Consider the following 21,872-nt stretch of genomic DNA (forward strand, 5'->3'; position numbering starts at 1 on the left):
AACAGCATGGACGACAACAAAACGAAGCCGTTACGCATGACAGCCTCATCGCTGGACGGAAGGGATTTCAGTAACATGGATCTGGAAAATGCAGATTTCAGCTTTTCGAGTTTGAAGGATATCAACTTCGACGGGGCGAATCTGCGCAATGCAAAACTTCGTTTTTCGGCCCTCGACCGGACGACTTTCCGAAACGCCGACCTGCGGAATGCGGACCTGAGTTTCAGCAGTATGTCCGACGTGGACCTCAGCGGGGCAAAGGTAGAGGGAGCTAATTTCAGTTTTACTTCACAGGAAAAATCATTTAACTGGCAGGATTTCAGCCTGATCGGCATCATCCAGACCCAGAGCTGGATCGGGACGCTCGTGGCGGCCATGCTGGGTGCGGTGATATTGTACGGTTTCAACGCAATCGCCTATTTCACGGCGGAGCTGTCGTTTACCGACGAGCCCGTCCGGCTGGCTTTTTACAAATACCTCGTCATGCTCACCGTGGCGACGGGCGTGTGTACGATCCTCATCACGCAGGGGCTCACGGCGTGGCTCGATATGATTATCAAGAGCTTATGGGCGAAGCATATTATTCTGTCCATTATCGTGTTTTTGGCGGATAGCGTGCTGGCTGTGGCCATTCATCAGCTGTTTGCCACCGATATTGTAGCGCAATATATTTCGCGGTATCCGGCCGAGCCTTCCCAGAGTGCGCCCTGGTACTGGTATTCCTGGGCGCCGGTGGTGATCGCCAACGTGTTTTACTTCCTGAGCCGCGAAGGCCGGCAGATTTCCCGCAAGATCTCCGACCAGGAATACCAGCTTTTGAACCTGGAAAAATTGAAAACCCGTGCCGAACTGGATGCCCTGCAGGCCCGCATTAATCCCCATTTTTTGTATAATTCTCTTAATAGTATTGCCAGCCTCGTGCACGAAGACCCAGATAAAGCGGAGGAAATGACCCTGCTGCTTTCGAAACTGTTCCGCTACACCACCGGCCGGAAAACCAGTGATTATTTCGATACCATTGAAAATGAACTGGAAATGGTCGAGACGTATCTGCAGGTAGAAAAAGTGCGGTTCGGGGAGCGGCTGCGGTTTACGGTGGAAGTGGAGGAGGAGTCGCTTAAGAGCCTGCAGGTGCCGAAGTTCATATTGCAGCCGATCGTCGAGAATGCGATCAAGCATGGCATTTCACGGATGGCCGAGCAGGGGAATATTGTCGTGAAAATTTATGAGAAAGACGCATGGCTGCATTTGTGTGTGCATGACAATGGTCCCGCATTCCCCGAAACGCTGGGCGCGGGCTACGGTATGCGCAGCATTCAGGACAAGCTGAAATTGCTTTATGGCGACAATGCGCGCCTGGAACTGAAAAACGACCCGCACAAATCGGTTAATATTGCCATTCAGAAAACAGCCATCGAACAACATCAACAATCCAGTCATGCAGTTTCCGCTTAAAACCATTCTGATCGACGACGAACCGCTTGCATTGAGCCGCCTGCGCCGGCTGCTCGAAAAGCATTCCGACACTTTTAACATTGTTTCGGAGGCTAAAAACGGTGCGGAAGGGCTCGTGGAGATCGACCGGCACCATCCCGACGTAATTTTTCTGGATATCGAAATGCCGCTGCTGAACGGCTTCGAAATGCTTTCCAAGCTGACGAAAATGCCATTGGTGGTATTCTCGACAGCCTACGACCAGTATGCGATCCGGGCATTCGAGGAAAATTCGGTGGATTATCTGTTGAAACCGGTTGAGAACGAGCGGTTGATGAAGACAATCGAGAAGATCAGAAATATCACCCAGGCCGGAAACGGCCACACGGGCAGTAACCCCTATTCCGAAAACCTGCTGCGGCTGCTGGAAGAAATGAAGCCGAAACGCGAGATATTCTCGCTGTCCGTCAAATCCGGCGACCGGATCCTGCTCATACCGATGACCGAGATCACGCATTTCGAGGCCGAGGAAAAATACGTTTTCCTGAACACGCTCGACGGACAGAAGTACCTGCTCAACTACACGCTTACTTCGCTCGAAGAGAAGCTTCCCACGCATTACCTGCGCGTGAGCCGGGCGGGGATCGTCAACTCCCACCATATCAAGGAAATCCAGAAACACTTCAACGGCAAGTACGTGATCGTCATGCGCGACCGCAAGGCTTCACAGGTAACCAGCGGTAGCACCTACGGCGACGCGATCCGCCATCTTCTTGATAATTAATCGAATTCCACTCCGATTGTACCAGAATATTCATTTTGTAGACCTGATTCTTATTCCTAAATTGCGCCCTCGTTTAAATTTCCATTGTTATTTTGGAGACTAATGTGTTGTTCGTCAGGACTTTCGGATTGGTCTGAAACGGAATCAGGAATGAAATGTGCAGATTTTCGGCACACATTGAGCGGTTACTGCGTATCTGTTTAACGGCAAATGATTCCTGATTAACCCGGAGCGGCTGAAATTCATCCCCGAATGACAAGGCTCTCCGAAATGTTGTTTTTGTTTTGTTAAAAAAGGTTAAAAGGAGTCAGGAGTAATGAAGGAGCTCATTGATACGGGCAATCTGCCAAAACACATCGCCGTTATCATGGACGGTAACGGAAGATGGGCCCAGAACCAGGGAGCCGCGCGTGTGTTTGGCCATCGCAATGCGATCAAGGCAGTGAGGGAAGTGACGGAAGGTTGTGCGGAGCTCGGGGTATCGTTCCTGACATTGTATGCTTTTTCAACGGAAAACTGGGCCCGTCCCGAGTTCGAGGTCAGGGCGCTGATGGAGTTGCTCGTGCAATCCATCGGAAACGAGCTGCCGACCATGATGAAAAACAATGTGAAGCTCGACACGATCGGCGATACGGCAAGCCTGCCGCGCAGCTGCCAGAACCAACTGGGAAAAGCCATCGAGCAGACACGCAACAATTCCGGCCTGAATCTCATCCTCGCATTAGGTTACAGCGGTAAGTGGGACATTACACAAGCAACGCGCAAAGTAGCCGAAGACGTTCGCAACGGTATTTTGCTGCCCGAAGAAGTGAATGAGGAAGTAATTGCCGCCAACTTGTCGACAGGTCACAGGCCCGATGTGGACCTGATGCTCCGTACCGGCGGCGACCATCGGATCAGTAACTTCCTGCTATGGCAACTGGCATATTCTGAATTGTATTTTTATGAAGATCTTTTCTGGCCCGACTTCCGCCGGGAGCATTTGTACGAAGCGATTCTTTCTTTCCAGAACCGGGAAAGACGTTTCGGCAAAACGGGTGAACAAATCAAAGCGAATGGTGCTAAGTAGAATTATATGAACCCAGTGAAAAATTTGAATAAAACATTAGCACATCTCAAAGGTCTTTCAGCATTATTCCTTCTGTGTTGCTGCATGTCCGTACAGGCGCAGCGTGTAGGCCTTGGCGGTGCAAAACCGACGGCTGCTCCCGCGGCGAACCTGGGTATCGATCCCGCCAATCCCAAAGAATACACGATTGCTGAGGTGACCGTATCGGGAACGCAGTTCCTGGACCCCAATTCCATGATCTCCATTTCGGGCCTCAAACCCGGCGACAAGATCCGCATTCCCGGGCCTGCCGTGACGTCGTCTATCAAGAAAATGATGGATTTCGGTACGCTCGATGATGTGGAAATCATGGCGACCAAGATCGAAGGAGAGAAAGTCTGGCTCAACATCCATATTAAGGAGCGTCCGAGGCTTTACAAAGTATCCTTCTCGGGTATCCGTAAGGGTGAACGCGAAACGCTGAACGATAAGGTGAAGCTGATCAAAGGCCGCGTGATCACGCCGACGATCATCAAGAACACCCAGCTGGTCATCAAGAAATATTACCAGGATAAAGGTTTTTACAATACAAAGGTAAAAGTCCTCCAAATCCCCGACTCGACCCGCGGCCAGGCTACACTGAACTTCGGCATTACCAAAGGCAAGAAGGTTAAGATCCAGAAAATCAATATCGAAGGGAACACGGCGATCAGCGACAAAACGCTCAAACGCAAGATGAAAGGTACCAAGCAGCGTCGCATTGGCCGCCTTTTTAACCCTTCCAAATACATTCCTAAAAAATACGACGAGGATAAGGAAAAACTCATCGCCTACTACCGGAAAAACGGTTACCGCGACGCGACGATCGAATTCGATACCATTAGAAACGGCGACGAGACGATCAGCATCGACATGAAAATCGATGAAGGCCGGAAATATTATTACCGCGACATCACATGGTCCGGTAACTACCTGTACACATCCGCATACCTGAGCGAGCGCCTGGGTGTGAAGAAGGGTGATGTGTACAACCCGGAAGAACTCGATAAGAAGATCAACGGTATTCCCGGCTCCGACGTAAGCTCCATTTACATGGACGACGGTTACCTGTATTTCCACATCGATCCTACCGAGAAAGCCGTTGAAGGCGACTCTATCGACGTCGAACTCCGTATGTTCGAAGGTAAGCAGGCGACAATCAACCGCATTTTGCTGAACGGTAACACCAAAACCAGCGACCGCGTGGTATTGCGGGAGTTGTTTACATTGCCGGGACAGAAATTCAGCAAGACGGAGATCATCAATACCCAGCGCCAGTTATCGCAAATGGGTTACTTCGATCCCGAGAAAATCCAGATCAACCCGATCCCTAACCAGCAAGATGGTACGGTGGATATTGAATATACCGTGGAAGAAAAGCCATCCGACCAGATCGAGCTTTCCGGTGGTTGGGGCGGCTACATCGGTTTTGTGGGAACATTGGGATTGGTTTTCAATAACTTCTCCATTAAGAATATTCCGAACAGGGAAACATGGCGTCCATTGCCTTCGGGCGACGGGCAGAAATTGTCGCTGCGCTTCCAGGCCAACGGTAAGCAATATCAGACCTATTCGCTTTCATTCAGCGAACCGTGGCTCGGCGGTAAAAAGCCGATTAACTTCGGGGTGTCGTTCCAGCGCACCGTTTACCGTATGACGGATTTGAGCTCCTACTATGGTTATAACACAAGCGGAGGCGGAGGACGTGTCAGCTACCGCGGAGGTTATTATAACAATGGTATCACGCTCTCGCTCGGCCGCCGTCTGAAAGAGCCGGACCGGAACCTCGTGATGACGCACTCGCTGTCGTATCAGCGCTACCGCCTCGACAGCCTCGACATTTTCCGTATCGGATACAGCAAGGGTGTTTCGAATAATATCTCATTCAATACAACCATCTCGCGGAACACGCTAAGCGATTTCCAATTCCCGAGAAGCGGTAGCAACATTTCATTGAGCGCCACTTTCACGCCGCCGTACTCGGTGTTCCGTAAAAAAGATTTTACCGACAAAACCGACACTTATCGTTGGGTGGAATACCACAAATGGATGTTTGATGCGAGCTACTATGCGACCATCGCAGGCAAGCTGGTGTTAAGCACCCGCGCGCACATGGGTTTCCTGGGTGCGTACGGAGACAAGGTCGGATATAGCCCGTTCGGACGCTTCATCCTCGGAGGTTCGGGGTTGGCAGGACAGGGTACATTCTCGCTGGCGGACCAGGACATCATCGGTTTGCGCGGTTACCAGGACCAGAAAGTAGGCCCATTGGCGGCTAACGGTTATCCTGCGTCGGGTGGAGGTATTGTTTATAACAAATATGTAATGGAACTTCGCTACCCTGTATCGCTGAACCCGCAGGCGACGATCTTCGTCCTTGGTTTCGCGGAAGGCGGTAACAACTGGGGAAGTTACAGTGAGTTCAATCCATTCGACCTGAAACGCTCGGCGGGTGTGGGAGCAAGGATTTTCATGCCGGCATTCGGCTTGCTCGGTATCGACTGGGGTTACGGTTTCGACAAGATCCAGGGATCGACAACCCGAAGCGGTCCGCAGTTCCACTTCACAATCGGCCAGCAGATCAGATAATATTATGGCCGGGGTATTCGTTAAGAGGTTTGCAAATTATATTAGCAGCTTGGCATGAAGAACATCTTTATTTTACTAGTTTTGTCAATTCTATGCAGTTCAGCACTATATGCCCAGAAGATCGGGTATACGGACATGGAATTCATCACCAGTAAAATGCCCGAATACCAGGCCGCCCAGGTGGAGATGAAGAAATTCTCCGACAAATGGGCGAAGGAAATAGAGGACAAGTTTGCTGAAATCGACCGGATGCAGCGTGCTTATATGGCCGAGGAAATCCTGCTCACCGACGACCTGAAAAGGAAGCGGCAGAACGAAATCAAGGAAAAGGAACTCGAAGCGGGCGCCTATAACAGCAAGATCTTCGGCATGGAAGGATTGATGTTCCAGAAGAAGAAGGAACTCATGAAGCCGGTACTTGAAAAGGTACAACGCGCAGTGACCAAAGTTTGCAGCCAACGCCGTCTCGACTTTATGTTTGATAAATCCAGCGACGTAGGCATGCTTTATACCAATCCCAAGCACGACTATTCGGATTATGTGATGGAGGAATTGGGAATTGACCCGAAAGCGAACAAAGCCGGAGGGAACGATAAATCGGGCAAGGTAGAGCAACCGGCCCAGCAGCAACCAGCCGCACCTGCGCAAAACTCACCAAAACAAAAAAGTACAACCAGTAAACTTAAATAAGTAACAAAGCAATGAAACAAAAACTGATGGCTATTCTGGTCGTGATGACCATAATCACCACCCCTCTCTTAGCCCAGACAACCCCGGCAGGCGGGCCTACTAAAATCGGTTACACCAATGTTGACTATATAATCGGCAAACTGCCAGAAGCCAAAGTAATGCAGAACCAGCTGGAAGTAACCAAAGCGCAGCTGGACAAGGCTATCGGGGAGACCTATAAAGAGGCTCAGGAGAAATACGAGGCATACCAGAAAAATGGTGCCAACATGACCGACGTGATCCGCGCCGACAAAGAGAAAGAGTTGCAAAGCCTTTCGACCCGCATCGAAGAAATGCGTGCCAACGCGCAGACTTCCCTGCAAACCAAGCAACAGCAATTGCTCGAACCTATCCTGACGAAAGTGAACAACGCGATCCAGGAAGTAGGTAAAGAAAGCGGCTTCCTGTACATCCTGAACATGGACGCAGGTGCAGGTACAACGCCAATCATCCTTTTCGCAGCATCGGAAGAAAACAATGCAACGAACCTGATCTTGCGTAAACTGGGTGTTGACCCTGACAAAGTAGAAGCAGCAGCACCGGCAGCCACTACACCGGCTACCAAGCCAGCTACTACTCCTGCAACGGCTCCGGCAACAACCCCAAAGAAAAAATAATAAGGTAATTAGTGAACTTTAAAAACCGGAGCGCAGTCTATAAAAGGATTGCGCTCCGGTTTTTGCTTTGAGCGCGGAAAGGCTTTGGACTTGCTTTAATCATAAACCCTCTCAGAAGCTTTATTTGAAAAGTACAAACTGATTTTTTGCGCGTAACGATGTTTTCACGCGTTTCAAATTTGCAACTAATCACAGGGCTTTCTATACAGGATTTAGTAGTTTTGCGTTAAGATCAAAGTATTCTTTCACCCATGGAATTAATTATATTTTCGATGTCATGCTAACCAGAAAAATTCATAAAATACTGATACTTCTGATACCCGTTTTTTTTGCATTGAGGGTGCAGGGGCAGGATAATATGAAGGACAAAACCTCAACGGGCCCGTTACAGCTGGTGTTCCCTACGGAAGCCGAATGGAACGTGCTGTACGAAGGCAAGGAGATCAACTTTCATTTACAAACCAAAGGCGGAAGGAGCGATTCGGTAAGATATTCAGTGGCGAGTGGCCTGGCAAAAGATATGAAATTTGATTCGACAGGCCACTTCATATGGACGCCGGGATTCGACGTCGCCGATAGGATCAACACGACTAAATCGTTCCCGATCGTATTCGAAGCGCAGAACAATGCCGGCGAAAGCGCATCGCGCGAAGTCGTTTTTAAAGTAAATCATGTTAACCGGCCGCCGCAGGTCGACGAGCTGCAACCATTCTACGTACAGTACAAGACGCAGAATGTGTACAAGATCGACATGGGCGCCGTGCGCGACCCCGATGGTGACCCGATCGTGTTCGTACCCATTCTGGAAGAAATGCCGGAAGGGATGAAACTGTCGGCAGCCGGCGAAATTACGTGGGACCCGTCGGTGACGCAGTTCGGCATTCTCAAAAAAGGCCCGCGCTACATGGAGTTTTATGTCGAAGACCAGCCTTCCAAGGCGCGGACGAAAGGACGCTTGAAGCTCGACATTACGCAAATGGACCTCGCGCCGGATTTTACCATTATCCCGCAGCAGTCCGTCATCCGTAGCGCCGAGAACAACCGCATTAACCTCCGCTTTACCTTATCCGACCCGAATGGCGAGGATGATATTACGGCATTCAATTTCATCTCCGAGAACAAAAAAGTTCCTCAGGATGCACTTGTCAAGAACACGCCTACCAGCTATGAATTTATCTGGGAGCCCGGTTACGACTTCGTGAAGGACCCGTTTGATACGCTCGCTTTTAATATTACTTTTTACGTATTGGACAAGGCGCAGAACAAGAAGGAACGTACGGTGAAATTTGTGATTAAAAACACCGTCGATGAAAGCCTGCGCGACACGTATGTATATAACCTGTACAGAGGGGCATTGGTGAATGCCTGGGGCCTTATTGAACAAATGACCGAAAAGGAAGGACAGTTGAAAAGGGCTTATACCCGTGCCAAGAAGGGCAAGCGAAGCAGGTCTTTGCTGAATGCTTCGTTAGGTGCCACCACTGGTCTTGCACCGGTAATTGCGAAGGAGCCTGAGGCCCGCGGTTACATCACGACGATAGGAGGTACGACGGTAGCGACCGTTGGTACATTGGAAGCGACGGAGGTAATCGGAAAGTCGGTGAACGGCTTGCTCGACCGTTTCAACTACGTCATGCAGAAGAAAAATGAATTGCAGAACAAGGGCGATGTGTTTGCGCGCGAATGGGGCCAGAAATCGGCCCGTCGCCAGGGCGATTTTATCAGAAAGCTCGACGAATTCAAAACATTAATGAACCTGAGCGGTCTTGTGGCATTGGAGCTCGACGCCAACTGGGAAAATAAGAAGGAAGCGACGGATTCGGCTATTAAGAAAACATTCAAGGATTTCGTCCCTTATACCAAAGACGAGAATTGATCAACAACAAAGCCAGATAGCAAAAAAGAGAGCAATTAGCTCTCTTTTTTATTTTCATCCTCTTCCTGCGATGCAGTGCTGGGAGTAGAAATGTCATCCTGACGCCGCGGCTCGATGTACACATCACCACTGGTAGGCTCATTTTCAGAAGAACCCTGAAACCCGGGAATTTCCTCCTCCCTTTTCTCCCTTTCCTCCCCTTCTTCCCTTTTCTCCCCTTCCGGCTCGGTCCCATGCGAATGGAAGCTGCCCTGGAAGATCAATATGCTGCAAACGCCCAGGAAAATACAGGAATCGGCGATGTTGAATATCGGCGTCGAATAATACTGGCCGCCCCATACGGGTACCCAGTCGGGAATGAAGCCTTCCCAGAAATCGACGAAGATCATATCGATGACCTGGCCGTGAAACCACGGGGTAGGCGAGCCGTACGGTGCATTGTCGAGCAGGACGCCGTAAAACGTACTGTCAATCACATTCCCCACCGCGCCGGCCAGGATCATCGCCAGGGCCCAAAGCAAGCCTTTGGAAGCGCCCGCTTTGGCGAGGTGGATCATATAACCGCCGATCGCGACCATCGCCACAAGGCGGAACAATGTCAGGAACAACTTACCGTATTCGTGCCCGAGCTGCATGCCGAAAGCCATGCCCGGGTTCAACACATAATGCAGTTTCAACCAATCCCCGATGAGCGCTATCTGTCCTGAAAAGCCGGGTTGCATATAATGATGAACCAGCAATTTGGAAGCCTGGTCGATCCCGATCAGTAGTACGCTTAAAAGAAGGTAGGGAGCTGGATTTCTGGATTGGTTCATTCGGTTTTTAATACAATGGTCAATTTTAGGAATGCGAAAGTAATAACTTACTTATAAAGAACCGATTCCTCTTCTCTTCAATTCGCTTTTAACTAACAAAAACTCGCGGCTGCTCTGGCCGGCGATGGAAGTGTTTTCCTCGGCCCTGCGGATCAGGTACGGCAGCACGGCATCGATAGGGCCGTAGGGTACATATTTTGCCACATTATAACCGGCTTTGGCAAGGTTGTAGGAGATATTATCGCTCATACCAAGCAGCTGCGCGAACCAGATACGGGCGTCATTACGCCCGATGCCGAGCTTTTGCATTTTCGTAGCGCAGTACTGCGAGCTGTATTCGTTATGCGTCCCGAGGCAGATCGAGACGTATTCAATGCGGTCGAGGCAGAAGTCGATGGCGAGGTTGTAATCGGTATCCGTCGCTTCTTTGGAGGTGTGAATGGGGTTGAAATACTCCTGTTCGCGGGCGCGCAACCTTTCTTTTTCCATGTAAGCGCCGCGCACGAGCTTGCCGCCGAGGTAATAGCCTTTCTGACGCGCATTCAGGAAAGCGGTTTTTAATGCTTCGAGCGTTTCATGGCGGTAGAGCTGGTAGGTATTGTACACGATCGCATGGTCGCGGTTGAACTGCTGCATCATTTCATAGGCCAGCTCGTCGATTACCCCCTGTATCCAGCTTTCTTCGGCGTCGATGAAAATCCGGACGTTCTTCGCATGTGCGTGTGCACACAGGCGTTGCACGCGCTCACGGGCCCGTTCGTACGCGGCCGATTCTTCTTCCGAGAGCTCATCCTTGCGCTGTACCCTTTCGAGGAGGTCGGAAGAAGCCACGCCCGTCACTTTAAATACGGAGAACGGAATGGTGTCGGAGCCGGCGGCTTTGTCGATCGTGTGGAGGATTTCGGCCGTGGTGGCGTCGAAACTGGCTTCTTTATCTTCTCCTTCAACGGAATAATCCAGTATCGTGCCAATGCCCGACTGGCGCAAAGAAGCGATGGTCGTGTCGCAGTCGTTAATTGTCTCACCGCCACAGAATTGTTCAAAAATCGTGACCCGGATGAGATTTTTTATAGGTAAGTTAAGTTTTAGCGCAAGCTTTATAAAAAAAGTGCCTAAATTTACGACTCGAGCCTGATTCATAAGGCTGAATAACCAGTATGTCTTCCTCAGTTTAGCGTCTGATTTGGATGCGAATGCGACGGAAGTATCTTCAAAAAATACAGGTATTTGGTCGTTTGGTGACGGATATGCCATTTTGGATGTACGTTTTTCCTGAGTAACTGTTTAACAATTCATTATCGAACCACAGGAAGAAAGTAATACGCATTAAGAAGTTGATTGACTTTTACGGCACCAAATGTACGGGCAATCGAAGAAATACGCATAATACCGGATCAAAATATTACAATTATCAATTTTTTATCAAGGACAAGTTTTTGAGTATGAATGCTTCTTTAGATATCCTACCGCTCAGCAGTTGGATCAATACCGAAGGAAAGCCTTTGGTAATCGCCGGGCCTTGCAGCGCAGAGACCGAGGAACAAATGTTAGAAACCGCAACCCAGATCAAAGAGGAAGGATTTGCGCACGTAATCCGTGCAGGGGTGTGGAAACCGAGAACTCGTCCAGGCAGCTTTGAAGGCATGGGAGAGGCTGCTTTGCCATGGTTGCAAGCGGTGAAACAGCAGACAGGCCTGCCTGTGGCTGTGGAAGTTGCTACGCCTCAGCATATCGAACTGGCATTGAAATATGGCGTGGATATCCTTTGGGTTGGTGCACGTACTACCGTGAACCCATTCAACGTACAGGAGCTTGCCGATGCATTGAAAGGAATTGATGTACCTGTATTGGTTAAAAACCCTGTGAACCCCGACCTGCAACTGTGGGTAGGAGCCCTGGAACGTCTGAACCAGGCCGGCGTGAAAAAACTCGGTGCGATCCACCGCGGTTTCTCTAACGCACAGGAGCACAAATTCCGTAACTCGCCCATGTGGAATATCGCGATCGAATTGAAAACGATTTTCCCTCAATTGCCGGTAATCGGTGACCCTAGCCACATGGCTGGAAAGCGTGCATACCTGTACGAAATCGCTCAGCGCGCGCTTGACCTGCACTACGATGGTCTGATCATCGAATCACACCGCGATCCGGACAAAGCATGGTCCGACGCTGCACAACAGCTTACACCTGCTGCTTTGGGACAAATGCTGCACGACCTGCACGTTCGTAAAGAGTCTTACGGCAGCGACTACGCCTCACAACTGGAAATTATCCGTGGCAAAATCGATAACCTCGACCGCGAATTGCTCGAAACTCTGGCAAACCGTATGGCATTGGTTGAGAAACTGGCCGAGTACAAACGCGATAACAACGTAGCCGCTTACCAGGTTGACCGTTTCCGTGAAGTACTGGAAACCCGCGCTGGATGGGGCCGCAGCCTGAATCTGTATCCAAACCTGGTGGACGAATTGTTCAAACTCGTTCACATGGAGTCGATCCGCAAGCAAACCGAGGTGATGAACCAGGTAAGCGCGTAATCGGAACAGCTTATAAACAACGAAAGCCGCTCAGCAATGGGCGGCTTTCGCTGTTTAATATCAATCGCATTTCAAATACCCTTCTCCTCCAATACCCGGCTGATTTCCCGTGCCCAGATCTCGTAGGCTTTGGTATTCAAATGCGTTTTGTCGACGGCATACTCCGCGCGCAGGCCGGTAGCGTTCGAAATGTAGTGGTTCAGGTCAATGTAGCTAATGTTGTTTTGGGTACAAAAAGAAACGAGGAATGCGTTCAATGCATCGACTTCCTTTTTGCTTGAAGGGTCGTTCTGTTCGTAAACTGTCAGCGTCACCACAGGCGTAATGCCGTCTTGAACCAGCATTTCAAGCATGGTTTTGAAATTAGCCTGAATGCGCTCCTGCGCTACGCCGACGGTAATGTCGTTAATCCCGCCCTTAATGAAGCAAACCTTCGGATGCAGGTCGATGACATGCGATCGGATGAGTTTCAGAAAATGATAGGTAGTCAGGCCCGGCAGGCCATTGTTCATCACGTCGGTCCGGCCCAGCAGCTCCACCCACTTGCCTTGCGCCGTAATGGAATTGCCGTACATGACGATCGTCGGGTTACCTTTCATTTGCACAAAACGCTGAGCGATTTTATCGCGATAAATGTAGCCGAATAGAAAAAACGCCGCGATCAGGACGGCATTCAATGCCAGCGAGACGATCAGCCACGTTTGTTTACTCATTTTGAAAACAGTTCGTGCGCTTTTTCGCCCAGGTTGAAGCACCTGCGGCAGCGCGCTTCGTACAAATCCGTTTCGCCGAGCAGCACACGCTCATTCGATGACGAAAGGCGGTAGGAATGCGAAGCCACTTCCCCGCACACCATGCATACTGCGTGGACCTTGGTCACATATTCGGCAATGGCCATGAGCTGCGGCACGCAGCCGAACGGTTTTCCCATGTAATCCATATCCAGGCCGGCGACGATCACGCGCTTGCCCGAATTGGCCAGCCGGTCGCACACGTCCACGATACCTTCATCGAAAAACTGGGCTTCGTCGAGGCCTACCACCTCGCAATTTTGCGCCAGGTCCGATATTTGTTGGGATGATTGTACGGGTATCGACGGGATCGAATTGTCATTATGAGAAACAATGTTCTCTTCGTGGTATCGTTTATCAAGCGCAGGTTTGAAGATCTGTATTTTTTGCCGGGCAATTTTGGCGCGGTTGAGCCTGCGGATCAATTCCTCGGTCTTACCGGAAAACATCGAGCCGCAAATCACTTCGATCCAGCCGGTGCGGGGATTTTGAAATTCTCTTCTGTGAGATGGTTCTACAAACATACTTTGGTGCCCAACCGACCCATTGAAAGGTCGATTTTTATTTTATATTTACAAATCAAACATATTTTTCCCAACACTACGTTACCAAAAGCGCTTATTCGTTATGCCGGATAATCTGAATTCAATCGCACTCAACCAGTACTCAGCACGGTTCACAACAACAGTTTTGAACGAAGTGTACAGGTCGCAGGACGTCGTTACCGGTGCCGGATTATTAAAACTGACACCCGTAAGACAGGTCAACCTGGGTATCCTCAACCGCCTGTTCGAAGAATGGAAAAACAATGCCGCAGCGTTTCGCAGCCCTTACTTTGATTTTTCCAATGATGAAGTAAAAAGCGCATTGGAAGAGTTTATGAACACCGCCTCGCAGCATATTGCCGTGAAGCGCGCCGACCTCGAACCCCTGTTGTCCGACTCGGTGAAGGAGTCGTTGAAACTACTGCTCACCCCTGCCAATTATTTCGAAGACAAGATCAGGGCTGTGCCCGACGCCGAGTTTACGCACGAAAAGGCCGAACAGCTCGTCAAATATACCCACATCCACCGCGGTGTAGCCGAAGCATTACTTGGCCGCCTTACCGACAGCGGTTCCGACTCGGTGTATCAGACGCAAGCCGTGAGCTGGTTGTACGAATTCAAGGACAATGCCGATCTGATCGATGATATCGAGCAACATTTGGTACAATTCGCAGAAGTGTTCCCGATGAACATCAGCGAACTGAGAATCCAGGAAGCCGACAAATCTGCTGCGCAAACGCAGCAGCCTCAGCAGCCGCATAAGCACGAATCGTTCTTCGATTCGGCATTCAGCCAGCTGGAACCGGGCACGGCAAGGCCACAGGCGCCCCGCGCGGAACCGGCATCGGCGGTCATCAGCGAGATCGTCGCGAAGGCGAATGCACAGCCGAGCGCGGAACGGGATTCGCTCAATAACCGGTTTAAAGTGGATTTGCCCAAGCCTACGGACGATAAATCGTACGGCAGCGTGTCCGTGAAAGTGGAGAATATCGCCGGCAGCATTCCGCTGGGCCAGCGTTTCATGTTCGTTAATCAGCTTTTCGACCGCAACAGCGAACATTTCGACAAAGCGATTTACGAGCTCGACCGCGTGAAAAGTTTTGAAGAAGCCGAAAACCTGATCTGGCATCGGTATGCTTCCAAATATGCCTGGGATGTGAATGGCGAGGCGGTTACCGCATTACTCGCGATCGTGAAGCGTAAATTTGCTTAACAAAGTGTTTCAAATACTGATCCGATGCGCCGGGGGGAAACTTCCGGCGCATTTTGCTTATCCGACGATCTGCTGAAACATCGTATGCGCCTTTTGCAGCTCGTTGGCGTCGAGGGTGAGCAGCTCTTTTTGTTCTTTGGCAAATTCGACCAGCCGTTCGGTGGTCATATTACCAACGAGGTCGTCCTGCGCCATCGGGCAGCCCCCGTACCCAAGCAATGCACCGTCGAACCGGCGGCAGCCTGCATTGTAAGCCGCTTCCACTTTCACGCGCCAGTCGTCCGGGCGGGTGTGAAAATGCGCCCCGAATTCGAGTTCGGGATAAGTGGGGATGAGCCCGCTGAACAGCCACGCAATATCGCCCGTGCGTGCTACGCCTACGGTATCAGCGAGAGAGAAAGTGTTGACACCCAGTTTCGACAGTTTTTCGACCCATTCCATCACAATCTCCGGTGCCCACGGATCGCCGTAAGGGTTTCCAAAGCCCATCGAAATGTAAATGACCAGTTCCTTTTTATGAGCTTTGCACAAATCGGCCATGCGTTTGACCCGATCGAACGACTCGGCAATGCCTGCCTGCGTATTGCGAATTTGGAATGTCTCTGAAATCGAGAACGGGTAACCCAGGTAGCCGATCTGTTCGAATGCGCAGGCATCGGCCGCTCCCCGCTCGTTGGCAACAATGGCGAGCAAGCCGGTATTGGTCCCGGAAAGGTCCAGCCGCTCGGTAATCCACCCGGTATCCCGCATTTGCGGCATCGACTTCGGCGATACGAAGCTGCCGAAATCGATGGTATCGAAGCCCACGCGGAGCAACTGGTTGAGGTATTCCAGCTTCACCTCCGAAGGAATGAAGGGATGAAAGCCTTGCCAGGCATCGCGGGGGCATTCGATGAGTTTCATGGTATTATTTTAAAATCGGTGCGAGGTCGGCTTCGTTCTCGCCGAGCCATGCCGTGATCTCTTCCACGATCTGGCGAATGCCAATTTTAGGTTCCCAGCCTGTTAATGCCGTAACCTTCGTGTTATCCGTTACGTACAAGCGAATATCCGCCGTCCGGTTTTCGGGAACGACTTTGATCGGGATTGTTTTTCCAGTCACTTCCTGGCAGATTTTGGTCAGTTCCTGTAATGAAGCGCTGCTTTGGAGGCCGCCGCCGGCATTCAGGATTTCACCATCCACCTTGTCGAGGTTATGCAGCTGCCAGTCGATCAGGTTGTACAGGTCGGCCACGTGGAGCATGTCGCGGATTTGCTTGCCCGTACCGCCGTACCCGAAGTAGCCGAGTTGTTGTTCGAAATAATGCTTCGCGATCCAGAGTACCATTACGCCCTGGTCTACCTTGCCCATTTGCCACGGGCCGGTGATCACGCCGCAGCGGTTGATGACCGTTTTGAGATTATAAAACTCATTATATTCCTGAATGATCAATTCGGAAGCTAGTTTTGTGGTGCCGTAAAGCGAGCGGGCGCCGTTCAGCGGGAAATCCTCACCGATCCCTTTGGAAGAAACGCCCGGCACAGGCTGTTCGTCCGACAAGGCGAAACGGGTTTCTTCTTCGACGAAATTCAATGTCTCGATCGTCTTGATCGGGTACACGCGGCTCGTGGAAAGGAAAATAAAACCGGCTTTGTGTTTCAATGCATAATTGAGGCAGTTGACCGTCCCGACGAGGTTGGTATTGATCAGATAATCGGGCGTGCCGTCGAGGCCGGCCAGTACCGATGGTTCAGCCGAAGCTTCGATTACCGTATCGACGGCCGGAATGGCGTCGAAGTCTTCCTTGTTACGGATATCGCCATGCACGAACTCCACGCCGGCCTTTTTCAGACGGGGGATATTCAGTTCGGAACCCCTTCTTTTGAGGTTGTCGAGCGCGTAAACCTGGTAATCTGGATAGTTAGTTTTCAAGGCTATGGCCAGCGAAGAGCCAACGAAACCGGCTCCACCGGTGATCAGGATTTTCATAGAAGGTAAGTGAAATGTGTGGTACCTATAAAAGGCCAAAGTTAGGGGATTCGGGGGAACCGGCGCCTATGCATTAGATAAATAGCATTTCATTCTTTTGTGATTTTACTGAATTAATCGAATAAAATATTTAATTTACATTTGAAGTATGTAACTTATGTTCACTTCTAAAAGTACAAGCCCCGGTACTGCAGCATTTGGATATCCTTTAAACGTATTGAATTAAAATAAACTGCGTAGATGCGTATTTTTACCACTGCATTATTTCTTTGTGCCTTATTGTCGGGGAAATCGTATGCCCAGGGCGCGCTTGCCGAGGCCTCGTCGGCCCGGGACGTGGCTGCATACCCCGTTTCCCTGTACAAAAATGCGACCTCCATTTCCCAGAATCTTTATAATGGCCGCCAGTATTACGTGTACGACGCGCGCATGGAGGAACACCAGTTTTTCGAGCAACGCCGCTGGCTCAATGGAATGGTACTGTACGACGGCCAGCAGTTCGACAGCATCCCGATGCTCTACGATATTTTCAAGGATGAGCTCGTGATCCGGCATTTCAATGGCGACCACGTGCTTTTGCAAACCGTCAAGGTCGACTCGTTCATTATTGACAACCACCATTTCGCAAGGCTGGAATCGGGCAAGGATATTAACCCGCAAATGCGGACCGGGTTTTATGATGTCATTTACGGCGGCAAGTCGCGTACCATTGTGCGACGGACCAAGTCGCGGCAGGAAAAAATCGTTGAGAAACGAGTGATCGCCTACTATCCCCAAAAGAACTTTTTCTATGTGTTTAAGGATGGGCGTTACCACCCGGTGCACACGAAGAAGTCGGCGCTGGAACTCTTTCCGGACCACAAACGGGAATTACGCAGGGTACTGCGGGAGAATAAGATCAAATTCCGTAAAAACCGTGAAATGGCCATTGCGAAAATGGTCGAAACCTACGACGAACTAGCCAGATGAAAATACTTTTATCCCTAACCCTTTTTATTTGCTGCCTTTTTACCACCCAATTTTCGCACGGCCAGAATGCGCCCGAGAAAAAGATCACGATGAAGCTGGATTCGGCGCGGTTCGACCAGTTTGTGAAGCAGGTGGAGGCGCAAACCGGCTATTACTTCTACTACGACGCATCGCGGTTCGATAGCCTCACACTCGACCTCAATGTGAACAACCTCTCGCTGCGCGAAGTGCTCGACCAGGTGTTCCGCGGCTCAGAGTTCGAATACGCCATCGACGGCCAGAAACACATTTACATTACCCAGGGCCAGAAAATTATCACCCAGCTTACGCCGGGCCTGTTCAATCCCGAGCAGGCGGGGGAAAGCGATTCCATTCAATATGCAGGGCCGGAAAGCGACGCCAAGGAAAAGCTGCTGTCCACGGCCGAGAGCAAGGTGCACGAAATAGGCATTCGGAAGTACCGCATCGCGCCGGGCAACTCCACGATAACCGGGTACGTCAGGAATGCCGTAACCGGGGAGCCGGTGATCGGCGCGGCGGTGTTCATCACCTCGCCGTCCATCGGCGTCACCACGGACGCACTCGGGCAATATGCGCTCACGATCCCGCGCGGGAAGCAGATCGTGCGCATCAGGAGCACGGGTATGCGCGAAACCCAGCGACAGGTGGTGCTCTATTCCGACGGCAAGCTCGACGTTGAAATGCGCGAAAGTGTGATCGCGTTGAAAGAAGTGTCGGTGAAGGCCGGGATGGACAAAAACGTGGTAGGTACGCAAATGGGTACCGTCAAACTCACCATCAAGAACCTCAAACAGGTACCGACGGTTTTCGGCGAAACGGACCTTCTGCGTACCGTGCTGACATTGCCCGGTATCAAGTCGGTGGGTGAAAACAGCACCGGTCTGAACGTACGCGGCGGCTCGGTGGACCAGAACCTGATCCAGTATAATGATGCGGTAATCTATAACCCGTCGCACCTTTTCGGGTTCTTCTCGGCCTTCAACCCCGATGTGCTGAAAGATGTAGAATTGTACAAAAGCACGATCCCGGCCCGGTTCGGCGGCCGGCTCGCTTCGGTGCTGGATATTAACAGCCGTGACGGTAACAAGAAGAAATTCGTGGCTTCGGGCGGTATCGGTCTGGTGACGGGCCGGGTTACATTGGAAGGGCCGCTCGTGAAAGACAAGGCATCGTTCCTCCTCGGCGGGCGCTCCACGTACTCCAACTGGGTGATCAGGGCATTGGATAATGAGAATTATAACCGCAGCTCGGCCAATTTCTACGATGTAAACCTGCATTTGAACTATGAAATCAACGAGAAAAACAGCCTCTCGCTGACCGGCTACGTGAGCGACGACCGTTTCAAGCTCTACGGCGATACATTATATGCCTACCAAAACCGTCTGGGCTCCATTAAATGGAAGCACACGTTCAACTCGCGGCTCTATGGCATGTTCACCGCCGCACACACCAAATACCAGTATTCGATGGAAGCGGAAGGGTTGCCGCTCAACTCTTTCGATCTGAAATTCGATATTAACCAATCCAATTTTAAGACAGATTTCAGCTACGTGCTGCATCCGAAGCACACATTGGAATTTGGATTAAGTACCATTTACTATAAACTGCACCCCGGCTCATTCAAACCGCGGGGCACCGAATCGCTGATCCTGGCCGATGAACTGGAAGCGGAGCAGGCGACGGAAAATGCGTTGTACCTGGAAGACAAATGGGAGGTAAGCCCCAGGTTGTCGATTTCAGGAGGTTTGCGCTGGTCGTTTTTCCAGTATTTGGGGCCTAAAACCGTGAATACCTACCTGTCGGGCTTCCCGATCGACTACATTTACCAGGAAGGCGTGCAGGAATACAAGTCGGGCAAGAAGATCAAATCCTATGGCGGGCCGGAATACCGGGCTTCGGTGCGGTACAGCCTGTTCGATAACCTGTCGCTCAAAGTGAGCTACAACACGCTGCGGCAGTACATTCACCTGCTAACGAACACGATGACCGTTTCGCCGACCGATATCTGGAAGCTCAGCGATCCGTACATCAAACCGCAGATCGGCGACCAGCTTTCACTGGGTTTGTACCGGAATTTCCGGGGTAACAAAATCGAGGTATCGCTCGAAGGTTATTACAAAAACATCCGCAATTTCCTCGATTATAAAGGCGGCGACTCGCTAATCATGAACCACAACATCGAAGCGGCGGTGATCAATACCAAAGCGAAGGCTTACGGCGTGGAATTCATGATCAAGAAAATGACGGGCAAACTGAACGGCTGGCTCGGGTATACCTATGCACGCACGCTCCTGCGCGCGGTCGACCGTGACTCGCCGGATGCGCCGAACAAGGGTAACTTCTATCCAAGCAACTACGACAAGCCGCACGATTTTACATTGATTTCCAATTACCGGTTCTCGCACCGTTTCAGCTTCTCATTCAACTTTACGTACAGCACGGGCCGGCCCTACACGCCGCCGATCGGTAAATACGTGATCGACGGCTCGCAAAGGGTGTATTACGCCGACCGCAACCAATACCGCATCCCGGATTATTACCGGACGGACGTCGCGATGAACATCGAAGGTAACCACCGGATCAAAAAGCTTGCGCACAGCTCGTGGACGCTTGCGGTCTACAACGTGCTGGGAAGGAAAAACCCGACGTCGGTATATTTCCAGACCGTCGGCGGCAGGGTGAATGGCTACCAGCTGTCGATCTTCGGCCAGCCGATCCCGACTGTTACCTACAATTTCAGATTTTAAACGGGCGGTATACAATGAGATATTGGTTATTGAAAATAGGCTTTTTTGTATTGCTGCTGATTGTCGACAGTTGCGTCGAACCGTTTTCTCCACCCGAAACCAATTCGGACGAAGGGTACCTGGTGATCGACGGGTTTCTGAACGTAGGCGGCACCGATTCGACGCGGATCGAGCTCCGGCGGACGCAGAATGTGAATGCAAACACGATGCCCGTCATCGAAACAGGCGCCCAGCTGGCTGTGGAGGAAGAAAACGGCGAAACGTTCGCCTTGACCGAAAAGGGTTCGGGCCTTTATATCCTGGCCCCAAGGCAGTATAACCGCGCCGGGAAATACCGGCTGCGCGTGAAAACGAAGGACGGGCAGGAATACCTCTCGGAATATGTGGCCGTGAGCATTACGCCGGCGATCGACAGTGTCACCTACAAAGTCGATCCGGTGCTGGATGCGGCGGTTTTTTACGTCAACACCCACGATTCACAGAGCAAGACACAGTTTTACCGCTGGAAATTCGAAGAAACATGGGAGTATGAAATGGCTTATTACTCGGCCCTGATGGTGCGGAACGATTCGGTGGTAATCCGGCCCGAAAACATCAACAAATGCTGGGGGAGCATGCGTTCGGGAAGCATTCTGCTCGGAAGCACCATTAAGCTCAGTGCCGACGTGATCAAAGACCTGCCGCTTAACCGAGTGCCCATTTCGACGAACAAGCTTTATATCAAATACAGCATCCTCGTGAAGCAGTACGGCCTTTCGCGGCAAGCGTTCGAATACTGGACCGACCTGGCGAAAACCACGCAGGGTACCGGGAGCCTTTTTGATGTGTTGCCCTCGCAGGTGACCGGCAATATCCGCAATACGGCCGATCCGCGCATCCTGGCTTTCGGCTATTTCAGCGCGGCTACCGAGGAAACCCGCCGGTTGACCGTGTCGCCGCGCCTCGGAATGTTCCCGCGCTGTACCGAACCGGACACGATCCCGATCCGCTGCTCCGCGCGTGATGCCGACGAATGCGCGCTCAACACCACGAAGCTGCTCCTGACCTATTGGGGGCCGCGTTCGGATTCTGTTCTGGTAGCCGCCGAATCCTGCACGGACTGCCGCGTTCTGGGTGGTACCACGCAGAGACCTTCTTATTGGTAATGAA

Annotated in this window: 18 protein-coding genes; 12 read left to right on the forward strand and 6 right to left on the reverse strand. The window is 51.1% G+C overall.

Annotated features, from left to right (window positions below; all coding sequences use genetic code 11):
* The first annotated feature begins 6 nt into the window (after positions 1–6).
* From H144_RS0109255 to H144_RS0109290, 7 genes are all read left to right on the forward strand, one after another.
* Positions 7–1,455 carry a histidine kinase gene (locus tag H144_RS0109255; protein ID WP_019941771.1) on the forward strand — a complete coding sequence of 483 codons (1,449 nt, stop codon included), beginning with the start codon at positions 7–9 and terminating at the stop codon, positions 1,453–1,455.
* Positions 1,439–2,218: a LytR/AlgR family response regulator transcription factor gene (locus H144_RS0109260; protein ID WP_019941772.1), complete on the forward strand. Its 780-nt coding sequence runs from the start codon at positions 1,439–1,441 to the stop codon at positions 2,216–2,218. The genes H144_RS0109255 and H144_RS0109260 overlap by 17 nt, the downstream gene beginning before the upstream one ends.
* Before the next feature lie 316 nt (positions 2,219–2,534).
* Positions 2,535–3,287: an undecaprenyl pyrophosphate synthase gene (gene uppS / locus H144_RS0109270; protein WP_019941774.1), complete on the forward strand. Its 753-nt coding sequence runs from the start codon at positions 2,535–2,537 to the stop codon at positions 3,285–3,287.
* A 6-nt stretch (positions 3,288–3,293) separates the two neighbouring features.
* A complete protein-coding gene (gene bamA / locus H144_RS0109275; RefSeq protein ID WP_033402485.1) occupies positions 3,294–5,894 on the forward strand; it encodes an outer membrane protein assembly factor BamA in 2,601 nt (866 codons plus the stop codon).
* A 54-nt stretch (positions 5,895–5,948) separates the two neighbouring features.
* On the forward strand, positions 5,949–6,584 hold the full coding sequence (locus tag H144_RS31645) for an OmpH/Skp family outer membrane protein (protein ID WP_033402486.1): 636 nt from the start codon (positions 5,949–5,951) through the stop codon (positions 6,582–6,584).
* Positions 6,585–6,595: 11 nt separating this feature from the next.
* Positions 6,596–7,240, forward strand: a complete 645-nt coding sequence (locus H144_RS0109285; RefSeq protein WP_019941777.1) for an OmpH/Skp family outer membrane protein — start codon at positions 6,596–6,598, stop codon at positions 7,238–7,240.
* A gap of 277 nt (positions 7,241–7,517) precedes the next feature.
* Positions 7,518–9,116, forward strand: a complete 1,599-nt coding sequence (locus tag H144_RS0109290; protein WP_019941778.1) for a hypothetical protein — start codon at positions 7,518–7,520, stop codon at positions 9,114–9,116.
* 35 nt (positions 9,117–9,151) lie between these two features.
* On the opposite strand, the gene H144_RS0109295 is transcribed toward H144_RS0109290, so the two are convergent.
* Positions 9,152–9,931: a lipoprotein signal peptidase gene (locus H144_RS0109295; RefSeq protein WP_019941779.1), complete on the reverse strand. Its 780-nt coding sequence runs from the start codon at positions 9,929–9,931 to the stop codon at positions 9,152–9,154.
* Positions 9,932–9,982: 51 nt separating this feature from the next.
* The gene (locus H144_RS0109300; protein ID WP_026350540.1) at positions 9,983–11,185 is read right to left on the reverse strand and encodes a proline dehydrogenase family protein; all 1,203 of its coding nucleotides are present in this window, start codon (positions 11,183–11,185) and stop codon (positions 9,983–9,985) included.
* 188 nt (positions 11,186–11,373) lie between these two features.
* Here H144_RS0109300 and H144_RS0109305 point away from each other — a divergent pair, with 188 nt between their 5' ends.
* Positions 11,374–12,468, forward strand: a complete 1,095-nt coding sequence (locus H144_RS0109305; RefSeq protein WP_026350541.1) for a chorismate mutase — start codon at positions 11,374–11,376, stop codon at positions 12,466–12,468.
* Between the two features lie 71 nt (positions 12,469–12,539).
* On the opposite strand, the gene H144_RS0109310 is transcribed toward H144_RS0109305, so the two are convergent.
* Together H144_RS0109310 and H144_RS0109315 are read right to left on the reverse strand one after the other, a co-directional pair.
* Positions 12,540–13,181 (reverse strand): SGNH/GDSL hydrolase family protein, encoded by a 642-nt coding sequence (locus H144_RS0109310; RefSeq protein WP_019941782.1) that lies wholly within the window; start codon positions 13,179–13,181, stop codon positions 12,540–12,542.
* The gene (locus H144_RS0109315) at positions 13,178–13,783 is read right to left on the reverse strand and encodes a thymidine kinase (protein ID WP_019941783.1); all 606 of its coding nucleotides are present in this window, start codon (positions 13,781–13,783) and stop codon (positions 13,178–13,180) included. The genes H144_RS0109310 and H144_RS0109315 overlap by 4 nt, the downstream gene beginning before the upstream one ends.
* A gap of 175 nt (positions 13,784–13,958) precedes the next feature.
* On the opposite strand from H144_RS0109315, the gene H144_RS0109320 reads away from it, so the two are divergent.
* Positions 13,959–15,017, forward strand: a complete 1,059-nt coding sequence (locus H144_RS0109320; protein WP_229207898.1) for a DUF8457 domain-containing protein — start codon at positions 13,959–13,961, stop codon at positions 15,015–15,017.
* 57 nt (positions 15,018–15,074) lie between these two features.
* Here H144_RS0109320 and H144_RS0109325 read toward each other — a convergent pair whose 3' ends face one another.
* Both H144_RS0109325 and H144_RS0109330 read right to left on the reverse strand, forming a co-directional pair.
* Positions 15,075–15,920 carry a hydroxymethylglutaryl-CoA lyase-like TIM-barrel protein gene (locus H144_RS0109325; RefSeq protein ID WP_019941785.1) on the reverse strand — a complete coding sequence of 282 codons (846 nt, stop codon included), beginning with the start codon at positions 15,918–15,920 and terminating at the stop codon, positions 15,075–15,077.
* Positions 15,921–15,924: 4 nt separating this feature from the next.
* Positions 15,925–16,986: an NAD-dependent epimerase/dehydratase family protein gene (locus H144_RS0109330; protein WP_019941786.1), complete on the reverse strand. Its 1,062-nt coding sequence runs from the start codon at positions 16,984–16,986 to the stop codon at positions 15,925–15,927.
* Positions 16,987–17,226: 240 nt separating this feature from the next.
* Between H144_RS0109330 and H144_RS0109335 the strand changes: the two genes are divergently transcribed.
* The 3 genes from H144_RS0109335 to H144_RS0109345 are packed head-to-tail and all read left to right on the forward strand — an operon-like array spanning position 17,227 to position 21,868.
* Positions 17,227–17,955 carry a hypothetical protein gene (locus H144_RS0109335; protein ID WP_051100082.1) on the forward strand — a complete coding sequence of 243 codons (729 nt, stop codon included), beginning with the start codon at positions 17,227–17,229 and terminating at the stop codon, positions 17,953–17,955.
* Complete coding sequence (locus H144_RS0109340; protein ID WP_019941788.1) at positions 17,952–20,723, forward strand: TonB-dependent receptor; 2,772 nt, start codon at positions 17,952–17,954, stop codon at positions 20,721–20,723. Before H144_RS0109335 ends, H144_RS0109340 begins: the two co-directional genes overlap by 4 nt.
* A 14-nt stretch (positions 20,724–20,737) precedes the next feature.
* On the forward strand, positions 20,738–21,868 hold the full coding sequence (locus H144_RS0109345) for a DUF4249 domain-containing protein (protein WP_026350542.1): 1,131 nt from the start codon (positions 20,738–20,740) through the stop codon (positions 21,866–21,868).
* Positions 21,869–21,872: the final 4 nt, after the last annotated feature.

Source organism: Dyadobacter beijingensis DSM 21582 (assembly GCF_000382205.1).
GTDB classification, from domain to species: Bacteria; Bacteroidota; Bacteroidia; order Cytophagales; family Spirosomataceae; genus Dyadobacter; species Dyadobacter beijingensis.